General features: G+C 70.0%; 13 protein-coding genes. 8 read left to right on the top strand and 5 right to left on the bottom strand.

Annotated features, from left to right (window positions below):
- Nucleotides 1-10: 10 nt before the first annotated feature.
- Nucleotides 11-1381, bottom strand: a complete 1371-nt coding sequence (locus ACFYPN_RS07180; RefSeq protein WP_358759738.1) for an MBL fold metallo-hydrolase — start codon at nucleotides 1379-1381, stop codon at nucleotides 11-13.
- A gap of 120 nt (nucleotides 1382-1501) precedes the next feature.
- On the opposite strand from ACFYPN_RS07180, the gene ACFYPN_RS07185 reads away from it, so the two are divergent.
- The 3 genes from ACFYPN_RS07185 (at nucleotide 1502) to ACFYPN_RS07195 (ending at nucleotide 4639) form a co-directional block, all read left to right on the top strand.
- On the top strand, nucleotides 1502-1903 hold the full coding sequence (locus ACFYPN_RS07185; protein WP_358759737.1) for a DUF302 domain-containing protein: 402 nt from the start codon (nucleotides 1502-1504) through the stop codon (nucleotides 1901-1903).
- The gene (locus tag ACFYPN_RS07190; RefSeq protein WP_358759736.1) at nucleotides 1900-2217 is read left to right on the top strand and encodes a metal-sensitive transcriptional regulator; all 318 of its coding nucleotides are present in this window, start codon (nucleotides 1900-1902) and stop codon (nucleotides 2215-2217) included. Before ACFYPN_RS07185 ends, ACFYPN_RS07190 begins: the two co-directional genes overlap by 4 nt.
- A gap of 622 nt (nucleotides 2218-2839) precedes the next feature.
- Nucleotides 2840-4639, top strand: a complete 1800-nt coding sequence (locus ACFYPN_RS07195; protein ID WP_389297144.1) for a cellulase family glycosylhydrolase — start codon at nucleotides 2840-2842, stop codon at nucleotides 4637-4639.
- A 142-nt stretch (nucleotides 4640-4781) separates the two neighbouring features.
- Here ACFYPN_RS07195 and ACFYPN_RS07200 read toward each other — a convergent pair whose 3' ends face one another.
- Entirely contained in the window at nucleotides 4782-5720 is a 939-nt protein-coding gene (locus tag ACFYPN_RS07200; RefSeq protein WP_389297146.1) for a MerR family transcriptional regulator, read from the bottom strand.
- Between the two features lie 245 nt (nucleotides 5721-5965).
- Between ACFYPN_RS07200 and ACFYPN_RS07205 the strand changes: the two genes are divergently transcribed.
- Nucleotides 5966-6433: a pyridoxamine 5'-phosphate oxidase family protein gene (locus tag ACFYPN_RS07205; RefSeq protein WP_389297148.1), complete on the top strand. Its 468-nt coding sequence runs from the start codon at nucleotides 5966-5968 to the stop codon at nucleotides 6431-6433.
- A 95-nt stretch (nucleotides 6434-6528) separates the two neighbouring features.
- Here ACFYPN_RS07205 and ACFYPN_RS07210 read toward each other — a convergent pair whose 3' ends face one another.
- Together ACFYPN_RS07210 and ACFYPN_RS07215 are read right to left on the bottom strand one after the other, a co-directional pair.
- Nucleotides 6529-6714, bottom strand: a complete 186-nt coding sequence (locus ACFYPN_RS07210; protein WP_389297150.1) for a DUF397 domain-containing protein — start codon at nucleotides 6712-6714, stop codon at nucleotides 6529-6531.
- Entirely contained in the window at nucleotides 6711-7505 is a 795-nt protein-coding gene (locus tag ACFYPN_RS07215; protein ID WP_389297323.1) for a Scr1 family TA system antitoxin-like transcriptional regulator, read from the bottom strand. The genes ACFYPN_RS07210 and ACFYPN_RS07215 overlap by 4 nt, the downstream gene beginning before the upstream one ends.
- A gap of 408 nt (nucleotides 7506-7913) precedes the next feature.
- Here ACFYPN_RS07215 and ACFYPN_RS07220 point away from each other — a divergent pair, with 408 nt between their 5' ends.
- From ACFYPN_RS07220 to ACFYPN_RS07230, 3 genes are all read left to right on the top strand, one after another.
- On the top strand, nucleotides 7914-8348 hold the full coding sequence (locus ACFYPN_RS07220; protein ID WP_389297152.1) for an SUKH-3 domain-containing protein: 435 nt from the start codon (nucleotides 7914-7916) through the stop codon (nucleotides 8346-8348).
- A gap of 577 nt (nucleotides 8349-8925) precedes the next feature.
- Nucleotides 8926-10092: a MarR family transcriptional regulator gene (locus tag ACFYPN_RS07225; RefSeq protein WP_389297154.1), complete on the top strand. Its 1167-nt coding sequence runs from the start codon at nucleotides 8926-8928 to the stop codon at nucleotides 10090-10092.
- Nucleotides 10093-10200: 108 nt separating this feature from the next.
- Nucleotides 10201-10761: an ATP-binding protein gene (locus tag ACFYPN_RS07230; RefSeq protein WP_358759723.1), complete on the top strand. Its 561-nt coding sequence runs from the start codon at nucleotides 10201-10203 to the stop codon at nucleotides 10759-10761.
- Nucleotides 10762-10847: 86 nt separating this feature from the next.
- On the opposite strand, the gene ACFYPN_RS07235 is transcribed toward ACFYPN_RS07230, so the two are convergent.
- Nucleotides 10848-11378 (bottom strand): helix-turn-helix domain-containing protein, encoded by a 531-nt coding sequence (locus ACFYPN_RS07235; RefSeq protein ID WP_358759721.1) that lies wholly within the window; start codon nucleotides 11376-11378, stop codon nucleotides 10848-10850.
- A gap of 56 nt (nucleotides 11379-11434) precedes the next feature.
- On the opposite strand from ACFYPN_RS07235, the gene ACFYPN_RS07240 reads away from it, so the two are divergent.
- The gene (locus ACFYPN_RS07240; protein WP_389297157.1) at nucleotides 11435-13036 is read left to right on the top strand and encodes an MFS transporter; all 1602 of its coding nucleotides are present in this window, start codon (nucleotides 11435-11437) and stop codon (nucleotides 13034-13036) included.
- Nucleotides 13037-13054 lie beyond the last annotated feature (18 nt).

The following is a 13054-nucleotide window of genomic DNA, read 5'->3' on the forward strand; positions in this document are numbered from 1 at the left end:
GGACAGGGGTTCAGACGGCGGTGCGGACGGTCAGGCCGGCGTTTGCGGCCTGGTCGAAGCCGTCGTCGACAGCGACCACGTCGCGCCCGGCCGCGTCCAGCAGTGAGGCTGCGATCCCGGCCCGCATGCCGCCGGCGCAGTGCACCCACACTTCTCCGGCGGGCACCTCGTCGATCCGCTGGTGCAGCGCGTGCACGGGAATGTGGACCGAGCCCTCGATGTACCCGCCGTCACGCTCGGAATCGCGGCGCACATCCAGGACCACCGGCAATTCCTCCGCCTGAGAAAGCTCGGCTGCCAGGTCGGCGAAGACCGCACGGCGGAACGAGGCTGCGGCATCACCGGGGCGCAGCCAGTGGGACGGGGCGCCTGTCGCGGCGGCTGCGGGGCGGTCGATTCCTACCCGGACCAGTTCGCGCTGGGCTTCGGCAAGCTGCTGGGGTGTTTCGGCGAGCAGGGTGACGGGCTTGCCCCAGGGGATCATCCACGCCAGGTAGGTGGCGATCTTGCCGTCGGCCTCGAAGTTGAACGATCCGGCGACGTGGCCCTGGGCGAACGCGACGCGGTTGCGCAGGTCCACGACCCACTCGCCGGCTGCGAGCCGGGTGGCGATCTCCTCGGCGTCGGCACGCCGGGGGGCGGTCAGGTCGACGGGGTCCGGGCCGGTGGAGTTGGCCGGGCCCATATGTGCGTAATAGGCGGGGACGTCCTCCAAGCCGGCCAGCAGGTCGGCAACGAAGGAGTCGACGTCCTGGGCCAGGGCGGCGTTCACGGTCTTCTCCCGGCCGATGGTGCTCGCGTCACCCTCGGCCTGTCCGGAGGAGCAGAAGCTGCCGAACCCATGGGTGGGCAGGACCGAGGTGTCGTCGGGGAGCTCCGCGGCGAGCCGGTGCGCTGAGGCGTGCTGGGCCCGGGCGAGGTGTTCGGTGAGGCGGGGCTCGACCAGGTCGGGGCGGCCCACGGTGCCGATGAGCAAGGACCCGCCGGTGAACGCGGCGACCGGCGTCCCGCTCTCCTCCAGGACGTAGGCGGTGTGGTGCGGGGTGTGACCGGGGGTGGCCAGGGCCCGCACGGACAGTTCCTGGTCGACCTCGATCACGTCGCCGTCGCTGACCGGGACGCGGGCGAAGGAGACCCGGGCGGCGGCCGGCACCAGATAGGCGGCGCCGGTCACCCGGGCCAGTTCCAGGCCGCCCGTCACATAGTCGTTGTGGATGTGTGTCTCCACCACGTGGGTGATGCGCACCCCGCGACGCGCCGCCGCGCCGATGACCTGGTCGATGTCACGCGGCGGGTCCACCGCCACCGCGGCCCGGGCACCTCCGGCCAGGTAGTGCCGGTTGCCAAGGCCCTCGATCTCGATGGTGTCGACGAAGAACATGTGCCGCTCACTTCCTCAGATAGATACCCCCCGGGGTACTAAATCCACCGTAACAGATTACCCCCGGGGGTATATTCGGAGGAGAATCGCCCCATTCACCCCCGACTGGGAGGGAAGATCATGGGATACGACCGGACCATCCGCGTCCATGCCGCCTTCACCCGTACCGTGGCCGCCGCCAGGCAGGCCCTCGCCGCACAGGGTTTCGGGGTGCTCACCGAGATCGACATGGCCGCAACCCTCAAGGCCAAGCTCGGCCGGGACATGGAGGACTATCTGATCCTGGGAGCCTGCAACCCGCAGCTGGCGGAGCAGGCCCTCGACACCGACCGGAGCATTGGACTCCTGTTGCCCTGCAACGTGGTGATCCGGACCGAGGAATCGCAGACAGTGGTGCAGGTGTTGGACCCAATCGCCATGGTCACTCTGACCGGCCTGGACGCCATGACCCCGGTCGCGAACGAGGCGTCCCGCAGACTGGACAGCATGCTGGCCCAACTCGCCAAGGAGCTCAACGGATGAACCCGACCCTGCCGAACCCGGCCCCGGAAGCCGCCGGGGCCCCCACCGCCGAGGGTGAAGCCTCCGCCCGGGCGGTACTCAACCGCCTGCGCCGCGCACAGGGGCAACTGGCGGGAGTGATCACCATGGTCGAGGAAGGCCGCGACTGCCGGGACGTGGTGACCCAGCTCGCCGCCGTCAGCCGCGCACTGGACCGTGCCGGCTTCAAAATCATCGCCGGTCGCATGCGTGAATGCCTGACCGCTCCCGAAGATGGCGGCACCCCCGCCATGAACGAGGCAGAATTGGAAAAGCTCTTCCTCACCCTGGCCTGATCGCTGCCGCCCCGCTCCGGCAGCAGGGGCGGGGCCGCCCGCGGGCCCCTGCGCCCCGAGTGGGGTCGGCCGGTATCGCCGACGCGCGGGCCGGTGGTGAGTGCTCCAGGGCCTTTTCTTCCAGGCGTTCCCGGCTGGTGTCGATGGTGTCGATACCTCGCGGCGTCCGCCTTCGGTGAGTCGTCCAGGAAGCCGACGACGGCGGCGGTGCGGTGGTGCGTCGTGCCCTCGGAGGGCATGCCGGGGGCCTGCGGTGTCCAGAAGCCACCGACCGCTCTGGGCTCCGCGCGGGGGCTGAGCCAGGCGGACTGTTGTCGTGCAAATGAGTTGCCCCATCCCGCTGTCGTCGACCACCCTCCACTGCCCGCTTCCGAAACCTCGGGGTTCGACGTCAGAAACAAGTCCTGCACGGAGCTTCCGTCCGGTTGCCCGGCGCCTCTACGCTCACTACGCATGGGAGCGCTCCCATGGTTGTCGGAACAGCGTGACGCGCAGAATCTAAGGTCATCCAGCCAGGGAGAGGCGCATTGCCCCATGTGGAACCCGCTTTGCGGCCGGCCTCTCGCCGGGCGGTCCCACATGGAGAGTGATCGGTCCTATACGTGCGTTGAGGGAGATTGCGATGAGCATGCGAAGAGCCCTTCGGGCTCTCGGCGTTGTCGGAGTGCTAGTGGCGGGTTCGGTGGCCGGATTCGCCGGCCCGGCCTCGGCGGTCGCCTCGTCGGCGGCCGGTCAGTCCGCCGCAGACGGTAAGGCATCGGCGGTCGCCGCGGCGCCGGCACTGCACGTATCGGGCAACCGCCTGGTCACCGGGTCCAGTTCCACGTTCCGCCCCCTGGGCGTCAACCGGTCCGGCGGGGAGTTCGGCTGTGTCCAGGGCAAGGAGATCTTCGACGGGCCGACGGACCAGGCGGCCGTTGACGCGATGAAGGCATGGAAGATCAACACTGTCCGGATCCCGCTGAACGAAGAGTGCTGGCTGGGCACTGCGGACTTACCTCCGACAGCGCCCAGCGCGGCGGCATACCAGCAGGCGGTCAAGACCTACGCGGACCTCCTGGTGGCCAACGGCATCAACGTGATCCTCGACCTGCACTGGACGTGGGGCGAGTACACCGGCCCCGGCGGAGGCTGCACGGACGTCGCGGCCACCTGTCAGAAGCCGATGCCGGACGCGCGCTACACCCCCACGTTCTGGTCCGAGGTGGCCACGATGTTCAAGGGGAACGGAGCGGTGATCTTCGACCTGTTCAACGAGCCGTACCCGGACGCGGCCAACAACTGGACCGACGCCACGGCCGCATGGACCTGTCTGCGTGACGGCGGCACCTGCGCCGGGATCACCTACCCGGTCGCCGGCATGCAGACCCTCGTCGACGCGGTACGCGCCACCGGTGCCACCAACGTGGTCATGACGGGCGGTCTGGAGTGGACGAACAACCTGAGCCGTTGGCTGGAATTCAAGCCGGCCGACCCCACCGGCAATCTGATGGCCTCATGGCACTCCTACAACTTCAACGGCTGCGTGACCACCTCGTGCTGGGACAGCAACATCGGAGCGGTCGCCGCCCAGGTGCCGGTCCAGGCCGGCGAGATCGGTCAGGACACCTGCGCCCATGACTACATCGACCAGGTGATGGCCTGGGCGGACGCCAACAAGGTCGGGTACACGGCCTGGACCTGGAACCCTTGGGGTTGCAGTGGTGGCAATGTGCTCATCGAGGACTGGAACGGCACACCGACCAGCACCTACGGTGAAGGGTTCAAGGCGCACCTGCTCAGCCAGACCCCCGGTGACCCGGGCGGCGACACCGCTGCGCCCACCACTCCGGGGACTCCCACCGCCTCCGAGGTGACGGCCACCTCCGCGACCTTGAGCTGGGCGGCCTCCTCGGACAACGTGGGTGTCACCGGCTACGACGTCGTCCGTGTCACCGGCGGCACCGAGACGCAGGTGGCCGGCTCCGCGTCCAACCGGGCCACGGTCACAGGGCTGTCCGGCAACACGGCCTACACCTTCGCCGTTTACGCCAAGGACGCGGCCGGCAACCGCTCCACCCGCTCGGCCGCCGTCACCGTCACCACCACCGGCACCCCGGCGGGCACCTGCTCCGTCGGCTACCGCGTGGTGGGGGACTGGGGAAGCGGCTTCCAGAGCGAGATCACCATCCGCAACACCGGCGCCGCCGCTGTCAGCAGCTGGAAGCTCGGCTTCACCTTCAGCAACGGCCAGACCATCAACAACATGTGGGGCGGTACCCCCACCCAGACAGGCGGCTCCGTGAGCGTTATCCCCGCTTCCTACACCGACACCATCACCGTCGGCGGTTCCGTCACTCTCGGTTTCACCGCCAGCAGGGGCGCCACGAACACTGCCCCGACCACCTTCACCCTCAACGGCAAGACCTGCACCACAGCCTGACCACAGCCGCTGTCCCGCAACCGACATCAACTGCGCCCCGCAGTCGCCCCGCCGCAACCCCCGGCGGCCCAGGCCCGGCGGGTATCGGACAGGGAGCACCCGCCGGCCCGGCCACCGCCGGGCCGGCGGTCCAATGCGGTGACTATGCGTCACGGTCCTTTCGCAGGGCCTGGATGAGCCAGGGGTACACCGGGATCAGGTTCGGCACTACCTGCCAGCCGTTGACGATCCACACCAGCCGCCAGTACCGGTCCACCTGGGGATCGTGCGCCTCTTCGAACTGCTGGGCCATCCACTCCCGGAAGTCCGTGTCGGGGGTGCGCGCGAGCACCTCGGCGAAGCGGTGCACGAGGTCGTCGATGACGGATGCGCCCCTGTCGCTGAGCGGGTCGATGCCCGACTCCATGGCCTCGGCCACCTTCTGACGGGTGAATTCCATCAGTTCCTCGCCGGCATCGCATTCGATGCCGAGCGGGCGCCCGGCGGCCTGACGTACGGCCGTCCGGCGCATCCGGGCACGGAAATCCTCTTCGCCGACCAGTTCGGCGAGCTCCACCCACGCGGTGACCTGCTCGCTGGTCGGATCATCGGGGAGGTCGGGAGTGGCAGCGCGGACCATGGCCACCACGGTCGGGTTGGCATCCACTGTGCCGAAGGTGCCCTCCACGAAATCGTCGATCAAGCGTCGGCGTTCCTCGCCGGACAACTGGGTGAGCCGGTGCATGAGCGTGGTCTCCTCGGGACTGGCCCCGCGTCCGGCCACGACTCGCAGAACGCTCCGACGCCGTTGCAGCACCCGGATCCGGACGTCGATGGCGTCGGCGTGCGCCGCGGCGACTTCCGCCACCGAGAGCTCGCGGTCCAGTACCCGTTGAATCGTGGCCAGGTCCATGCCCAGCTCGCGCAGGGTGCGCAGGAGTTCCAGACGAAGCAGTGCGTCGAGGTCGTAGAGCCGATAGCCGGCGGGACTGCGGGTGGTCGGCGCCACCACCCCCGAATCGGAGTAGAACCGGATGGTCCTCACGGACAAGCCGGTCCGCCGGGAAAGCTCCCCGATGGAGTAGAGGGTCGTAACGTCCATGTCCCCCACTCTGCTGTCTCCAGCCACTGGAGACTCAAGACCATTCCCGCATTCCCGAGCAGGGCCCCGACCACGAGACGTCCTCCGAGTTGCTGAAGCATGCATCGTGCGCTCTCCGCCGACCGCCAGGACGAAACGGGCACGTCTCGCACGTGCTGGGCGAGCGAGGGCAGCGATAGGCGACACCGCTCTCCGGCGGCCCACGGCTACGAGCCCTTGGACTCAATCATCTAGGGTCGGGCGTCATGGAGACCACGGGCGTCGTTCGGCGCCGGACGACGGAGCGGGTACGCGACACTCTGGCGCGCCTCGCCACCGAGCGGGACGTATGGGTGGCGACGGCCCACCCCGACCACGGGCCGCACCAGGTGCCGTTGTGGTTCCTGTGGGACGGGCGAGCCGTGTGGATGTGCACCGCCGCCGCCTCCGTGACCGCGCGCAACGTCCGGGAAGAGCCGCGCGTGCGCCTCTCGCTGCCGGACACCTCCGACGTGGTGCTCCTCCGGGGCGAGGCGGAGTGCTTCCCCGATCAGGAGGTGCCCGGGGGAGCCGCGGAAGCGTTCGCCGAGAAGTTCGGGTGGGATCCACGCGCGGAAGAGGAAGCGTTCTTGTACGTGCGCGTGATCCCGACGACCGTGCGCGCTTGGCGCGGCGAGCCGGAACAGCGCGGCAGAGTCATCATGCGCGACGGCGAGTGGGTCGCGGCGCCGTAACGGCCCCACCCCGGCCAACGGCCAACGGGGGGCGGGTGGACGCGCAGGCAGCCCCGCACCGGGTGGACGGTTCCGGTGCGGGGCGCCTGCGCGGCTCAGTTCTGGGCTGCGTAGGTGACGAAGTCGTGCCAGGCGGTGGGGGAGAGGGCGAGCTCGGGGCTCAGCTGGTCCTTGGAGTCCCGGACATGGATCGCCTGCGTGCCCTTGGCCACCTCGATACAGGCGTCCCCTTGGGAGCCGCTGTAGCTGCTCTTGAACCAGGTCAGTTCGGACGTGCTCATAGCGCTCCTCGCAATCGCTTCAACAGGCTCAGGGATTCCCTGGGGGGTAGAGCCTGTGAGCGCAGTTTCGCATACCGCTGTTGGAGCAGGCTGATCTCTTTCGCGTGGGCGATCAGCCGTCCGTTCTGTTGTCCTTCGGAGTAGGCGAACCACCGGTTCTCCGGTGTCTCGGCCAGCATGATCGGTCCGTCCATCCCCGCGTGGGACGGCTGCCGCAGTGGCATCACCTGAAACTCCACGTTCCAGTTCCGCTCGATCAACTCCAGTAGCCGGTCGAACTGTTCGCGCGTCACGGTCTCGCCGCCCGTCCACCGCTCCAGCACCGCCTGCTCCACGATGAAGCTGAATGCCGTGGGCGGCTTCCGGTTCACCGCCAGCAGTTCCTGTCGTGCCAGCCGGGCCGCGATCCGCTCCTCCAACTCGTCCTGGTCGGGAAGCGGCGGCACGTCCAGTGACACCGCGCGCGCGTACGCCTCCGTCTGCAACAGGCCCGGCAGCACCCGGCACTCGTACGTGTACAGGCTGATCGCCGTCGTCTCGACGCGCGCCCACTGCCGGAACCAACTCGCCAGCCCTGCCTGCCGCGAGAGATGCGGCGCGGCCCTGCGCAGGGCTCCGGTGCCTCCGAGTACCGGCTCGGCGCGCTCCACGAAGTCGCGGTCCGGCATCCGGCGGCCCTGTTCGATCGAGGCGACCGTGTGCTTGGAGAAGCCCACCTTGTCGGCGAACTCCTCGCGGGAGAGGCCCGCGTGCTCCCGCAACGCCTGCACGAACGCACCGAACGTGCGCATGCTGTCCGATGCGCCGGGCTCGGCGCCCGTACCTGTGGGGCCCGGCCCCGAGCCGCCGCCCGCTCTTGCCGCGTCCGCTCCTCCGGCCGCCGTTCCTCCGGTGCCGTCATCCATGGTGTCGTAGCCCACCGTTGGCCACCTTTCGCGCGTACCCGCCCCGCCGTACCGCTTCCGACCGTGCCGTTCCACGCGCTGAGTCGCCACCGAGCGTACGCGTGTGACTGCACAGGGTACGTGGCGCGGGGTGGTGCATCGCGGCGTTCGCTGGAAGGGGGAGGTGGGGGCCGCTCCCAGGGCTTTCCCGCAATTGATCTCCACCTGACAGGCTTACGTGAAACAGGTTCGCTCAGGAGACGGGGTGGGCGCATAGAGCGCATCGATGGATTGTTGACGGGTTGCGGGCCCTCGGTGTGGGAAGCGCTCGGGGCTGCCGGGTGGAGAGCGGGGCGACGGATCGACAGTGAGCCCTGGAAGCGACAACTCGTGGCAGCGGGGTTCGAGTGCAATGACGTGGCGACGGCGGTTTGGGCAGAGTTCGGCGAACTGGTGATCGAGGGTTCTCCGGCTCGCGTACCTTCCTCGTCGCTGCACCTGGATCCTGTTGACGCCTGTATCGACGCGTCTGCGGAGGCGCAGAGACTGAGGCGCCGATACGGGGAGAACTACAGTCCTCTGGGCATGTGGTCAATCCAGTACAGGTCCTACGTGGCGGCGAGCGGGCGTGTCATCGCAGTGGGGCCGGGCTTCCTGTGGCAGCTGGGGACCAGCTTCGCGGAGGCGCTGGGTTACGTGGTGGAGGGCGATGGCGAGGGCGATCGTACCGAGCGGGCGCCCTGGCTGTGATTCCTTCACATACCGTCTCCGGAGCGCTCCCACCGGCTGAGTCTCTCGCAGCCTCTGGTGCGATCACAACGTGGCAGGCGTCTTGGAGAACCCCCTTCCCTGGGCCGGTGATGCCGCACCGGGGACCGGGAAAGTCTGCGTCGTCAGGGATGTGTGCTCCAGGATCGCGGGGCGCCCCGGAACTCGGTTCACGGGTCTCGGGGTTCAAGATTCGGGGTTCAAGATTCGGGGTTCGAGCTTCGGGTTCGCTCCACGGGGTTCGCACTCCGCCCTGTCACTCGTTCGAGGGACTGGAAAAGGCGCTCGGGTCGACGCTTGAGCTTCGGGATTCGGGGGTCGGGATGCGAGGTCCGGGATTCGAGCGATGTTGTACATCCGGGGGGTAGGTAGGGGCATTTGAGAAAACCACCCCTCCCTCCCACCCCTGTCACGGCCAGCAAGTATGACTAATTGTGAGCGAGTTGCGGCGGAGAGTCGCGGATGTTTACGGTGCCCCCAACGAAACGACCCCGACGCGGTGTAACGAGCACCAGGTCGGGGTCTCACCAAAGATCGACTACCAAGAAAGACCGATCTCGTGGCTACCCAGCACTTTAGCTCCGCCCTGCCCGCTCCCGCAGCTTCCCGCCCGTACCGCAGGGCCCAGGCCGGCTACGGCAAGCAGTCCGTCCCGGGTCAAGGCCCGCCGGGCGTAAGTGACTTCGCGTTTCTGCCGGAGTGCGAACGGTATGTCGCCGCCTATGTCGACAACTTGCCGGACGGCGCCGCCATGGACATCAAGTCGTTGGCCAAGGACCTGCCCCTGTACGGCCAGATGGCCATCGGTACCGCCCTGCGGGCGCTCGCCCTGGCCGGGCACCTGCGGCGCGTACGCAGGCAGGTGGCGGGCGGCGGCCCCTGCCGGTGGGTGACGCGCACCTTCTGGTCCCGCACTGCCCGGGACAACGAGTGGTGGATCGCCCGGCTCGAAGCGGAGGCCGCCGCGGCGCAGGAGCCCTGCGCCGAAGCCCCCGCGTCGGAGGAGCCCGGCGCAGGAGCCCCCGCGTCGGAGACGCCCGGTGTCGATGCCGCCGCGTCGGAGACGCCCGGTGCACCCTTCGGCGGGCCGGAGTCCGAGCCGGTGGTTCCCCGGCAGCGCACCGCAGAGTCGGCCCCCGACCAGTCACCGTCCCCGGACCAGTCTCCGGCCCCGGAGACCGCCCCTGACGCAGCGGCAGCAGTAAACGCGCCCGCAGGAACGGCTCCTCCCGCTGCCGCCGCCGGTCCTTCCCCCGCGTACCTCGCCCTCGCCGAACTCGGCCGGCGCGAGCCCCGCCTGACGCTCTCCGCAGCCGACTGCGAGGTCCTGGAGCCGCTGGCCGCCGCCTGGTTCGCGCGGGGTGTCAGTGCCGGGTACCTGACGTCGGCGCTCACCGCCGGGCTTCCCGAGCAGGTCGGCTCACCTGTCGGGCTGGTGCGCCGACGCCTCACCGACAAGATGCCGCCCCAGCTTCCCGAGGCGCCCACCCCGCCGCCGGGCCCGGCACCGGGCGTCCCCGGCGCCCCGGTGCGCGGCCTGCTGGTCGAGTGCACCGACTGCGGCCGTCCCGGCAGGGCCGAAGCGCTGCCGGACGGCCTCTGCGCCCCGTGCCGTACAGCCCATCAGGCGCCGGAAACGACCGACCCGGACGCGGCCCCGGAGGAGTGCGTACGCGATGTTCCGGCCCTCGTCGCCAACCTCCGCAACCTGATGCGTACCCCGTGACCGTCGCGCGCCGGGGTTGCGTACCGATCGTCCGGGGCGAGCGTACGGCGGTGGGGTGTACGCGCGTCGGCGCTGGTGAGAGGGGCTGGGCGCCGCCATCGTGAGCGCATGACACCTCCGTCCGCGTCCCCCTCCGCGTCCCCCTCCACCTCCCCGTCCGCGACCTCGTTCGCGACCGGGACCGACACCGGGACCGGGGCCGGTCAAGCGCCCACTCCGGCAGCCGGGTTCGTCCAGCGCTTCAGCTCCACCCCGCGCGGGGCGCGCCTCGCCCGCAGGCTCGTGCTGCACCAACTCGCCACCTGGGGCGTGCCGTACGGCAGCGAAGCGTCCGACACCGCCGCCCAGCTCGTCGCCGAACTCGCCGCCAACGCCGCCACGCACGGCCGCGTCTCCGGCCGGGACTTCGAGGTCACCGCGGAGATCCTGGACGGGACCCTGCGCCTCGCGGTCTCGGACGCCCGGGGCGAAGCCCGCCCACCCGCGCCGGGCGCACCGCGCCCCGCGATGCGCCCGCTCGCGGAGAGCGGCCGGGGGATGATCCTGGTGGAGGCGCTCGCCGACCGGTGGGACGTCCTCGACCGCCCGTCCGTCGGCAAGACCGTCGTGGCCGAGCTGGACCTCGTGTCCGTACCGCGCCCGGAAGGGCGGGATCGCGGCGGAAGGTGAGAATCCGCGAGCGGTACGCGCGGCACGGCCGGGAATGCCCGGGGCTCGCGGCGAGCGGACGGACGTGCGCCGTCCCTCCGCATGGTCTACCGGGACTGCCGTCCGGCCGACGGACCGGGGGACGTCAGCCGCGCCTCGGTCTCTCCGATGGCCACCTCGTGTCCGCCCTCGCACCGCACGGCCGGGACGAGCGGCTGCCCGCAGCCCGCGTGGACGAGTTCGACCCCGCCCCGCCCGCCGTCCGCCGCGTGTCCCCACTCCATCAGCGCGACGAACAGCGGAAAGAGGGCGCGACCGCGGTCGGTCAGCACGTACTCGTGCCGGGTGCGCGCGCCCGGCACCCGGTAGGGCTGCCGTTCCATGAGGCCGTCGTCCACCAGCTGGCGCAGGCGCTTGGAGGCGGCCGTCTCCGCGAGGCCGGTGCGTCGGACCAGGTCGTCGAAGCGCCGTCCGCCGTAGAACGCCTCTCTGACCAGCATCATCGCCGAGCGGGTGCCCATCACATCCAGAGACCGCTCCATGGCGCACCAACCGGCCGCTGTGAAGGCGTCCCGGTCGGCGAACTCGCCCGTGCGCGTGAACACCGTCTCTTCGTCATGCAGGTCAACGCGTTCCATGAGCCCATCCTAACCTGGCTAGCTTTTTGAGAAGTTAGCCTGCTACTTTCCTGGCTATGCAAAACAGCAGCCAGCCGTCCGGTGTGAGCACCGCGCCCGCAACCGTGCCCCCGATCGCGCCCGCCCCCGCAGCCCACGCCGGCATACCCGCCCACCCCTGGCGCGGAGTTCTCACCGTGTGCCTCGGCGTGATGATGGCCTTCGTCAACGTCTCTTCGACCATCGGCGCACTCGGCGCCATCCAGCAGGACCTGCACCCGTCCGCGAGCACCCTGGTCTGGGTGACCAGCGCCTACTCCCTGGTCGTCGCCACCCTGGTGATGTTCGCCGGCACCCTCGCCGACCTGGTGGGACGCCGCGCGGTCTTCCTCGGCGGGGCGGTGGTGTTCACCGCCGGCAGCCTGCTGGCCTTCGCCGCCGACACCACCGGGCTGCTGATCACCGCGCAGGCGGTCATGGGCATCGGCGGTGCGGCCGTCCTGCCTGCCAGCCTCTCGATCGTCAGCCACTCCTTCGCCGACCCGCACCTGCGGACCAAGGCCATCGGTGCCTGGGCCAGCTGCTCCGGCCTCGGTCTGGCGATCGGTCCGCTCGGGGCCGGGCTGCTCCTGGGAAGCTTTACCTGGCACGCGGTGTACCTGATCGATGTCGTGATCGGTGCGGTCACCGTCGTCCTGACCCCGTTCATGGTGACCGAGACGAAGCACCCGACCCGGCGCCTGGACCTCGCCGGCGTGCTGCTGGGTACGGTCATGATCGCTTCCGCGACCTACGCCATCATCGAGGGCGGCTCCTCCGGCTACACCTCTGGCCGCATCGTCACCGTCTACGGCGTCTTCGCCGTCTCCCTCGTCCTGTTCCTGACCGTCGAAGCCCGCCATCACGACCCGATGCTGGACCTGCGCCTCTTCCGCAACTCGTCGTACACCGCGGTCATGGGCGTCGCCGCAGCGTCCATGTTCGGCTTCGTCGGCACCTCGCTGCTCGCGGTCCTGTACATGGAGCGCGTCCAGCACCTGTCCGCACTGGCCACCGGCGTGCGGCTGCTGGCCATGTTCGCCACCTACATCGTCGTCAGCGCGCTCGCCGGACGCCTCGTCCAGAAGATCGGCTTCACCCTCACGCTGACCGCGGGCCTCGTCGTCCTGGGCGGCGGCGCACTGGCGCTGTTGCTTGTCGGCCCCTTCACCGGATACGGCGCCCTGTGGCCCGGCCTGCTGGTCGCAGGCGTCGGTTCGGCGCTGCTGACCGCGCCCTCGACGGCCGCCGCCGTCAACAGCGTGCCGAGGACGCAAGCCGGCATGGCCAGCGCGACCGTCAACATGTTCCGGCAGATCGGCTCCGTACTCGGCCCCAGCATCCTCGGGACCATCGTCACCACCCGATTCCCCCGCTACCTGGACGAGCGGCTGATCTCCTCCGGGGTGCCGGTCGTCGACGCCTCCCGCATCACCGACGGCGCCGTCCGCGGCGACGGCGCGGCCTCCCTCCCGACCGCCCTCGCGCAGACCGTCACCGACTCCGCGGCGCGCGCCTTCACCGACGCAGTCCACCTCGGGCTGCTCATCGGAGGCCTCACCCTGCTCGTCGTCGCCATCCCCACCGCCGTCTTCGTACGGCACAGCAACACGCCGGCGCCCTCGCCGTCCGCAGCCTGACACGTGGCGCGGGACGGC

The sequence above is a fragment of the Streptomyces sp. NPDC005576 genome, from assembly GCF_042871745.1.
GTDB lineage: Bacteria > Actinomycetota > Actinomycetes > Streptomycetales > Streptomycetaceae > Streptomyces.

Excerpts from the sequence above, each read along its gene's own strand:
- ACFYPN_RS07180 (WP_358759738.1), bottom strand. The coding sequence starts at position 1,381 with ATGTTCTTCGTCGACACCATCGAGATCGAGGGCCTTGGCAACCGGCAC.
- ACFYPN_RS07185 (WP_358759737.1), top strand. The coding sequence starts at position 1,502 with ATGGGATACGACCGGACCATCCGCGTCCATGCCGCCTTCACCCGTACC.
- ACFYPN_RS07190 (WP_358759736.1), top strand. The coding sequence starts at position 1,900 with ATGAACCCGACCCTGCCGAACCCGGCCCCGGAAGCCGCCGGGGCCCCC.
- ACFYPN_RS07195 (WP_389297144.1), top strand. The coding sequence starts at position 2,840 with ATGAGCATGCGAAGAGCCCTTCGGGCTCTCGGCGTTGTCGGAGTGCTA.
- ACFYPN_RS07200 (WP_389297146.1), bottom strand. The coding sequence starts at position 5,720 with ATGGACGTTACGACCCTCTACTCCATCGGGGAGCTTTCCCGGCGGACC.
- ACFYPN_RS07205 (WP_389297148.1), top strand. The coding sequence starts at position 5,966 with ATGGAGACCACGGGCGTCGTTCGGCGCCGGACGACGGAGCGGGTACGC.
- ACFYPN_RS07210 (WP_389297150.1), bottom strand. The coding sequence starts at position 6,714 with ATGAGCACGTCCGAACTGACCTGGTTCAAGAGCAGCTACAGCGGCTCC.
- ACFYPN_RS07215 (WP_389297323.1), bottom strand. The coding sequence starts at position 7,505 with ATGCGCACGTTCGGTGCGTTCGTGCAGGCGTTGCGGGAGCACGCGGGC.
- ACFYPN_RS07230 (WP_358759723.1), top strand. The coding sequence starts at position 10,201 with ATGACACCTCCGTCCGCGTCCCCCTCCGCGTCCCCCTCCACCTCCCCG.
- ACFYPN_RS07235 (WP_358759721.1), bottom strand. The coding sequence starts at position 11,378 with ATGGAACGCGTTGACCTGCATGACGAAGAGACGGTGTTCACGCGCACG.
- ACFYPN_RS07240 (WP_389297157.1), top strand. The coding sequence starts at position 11,435 with ATGCAAAACAGCAGCCAGCCGTCCGGTGTGAGCACCGCGCCCGCAACC.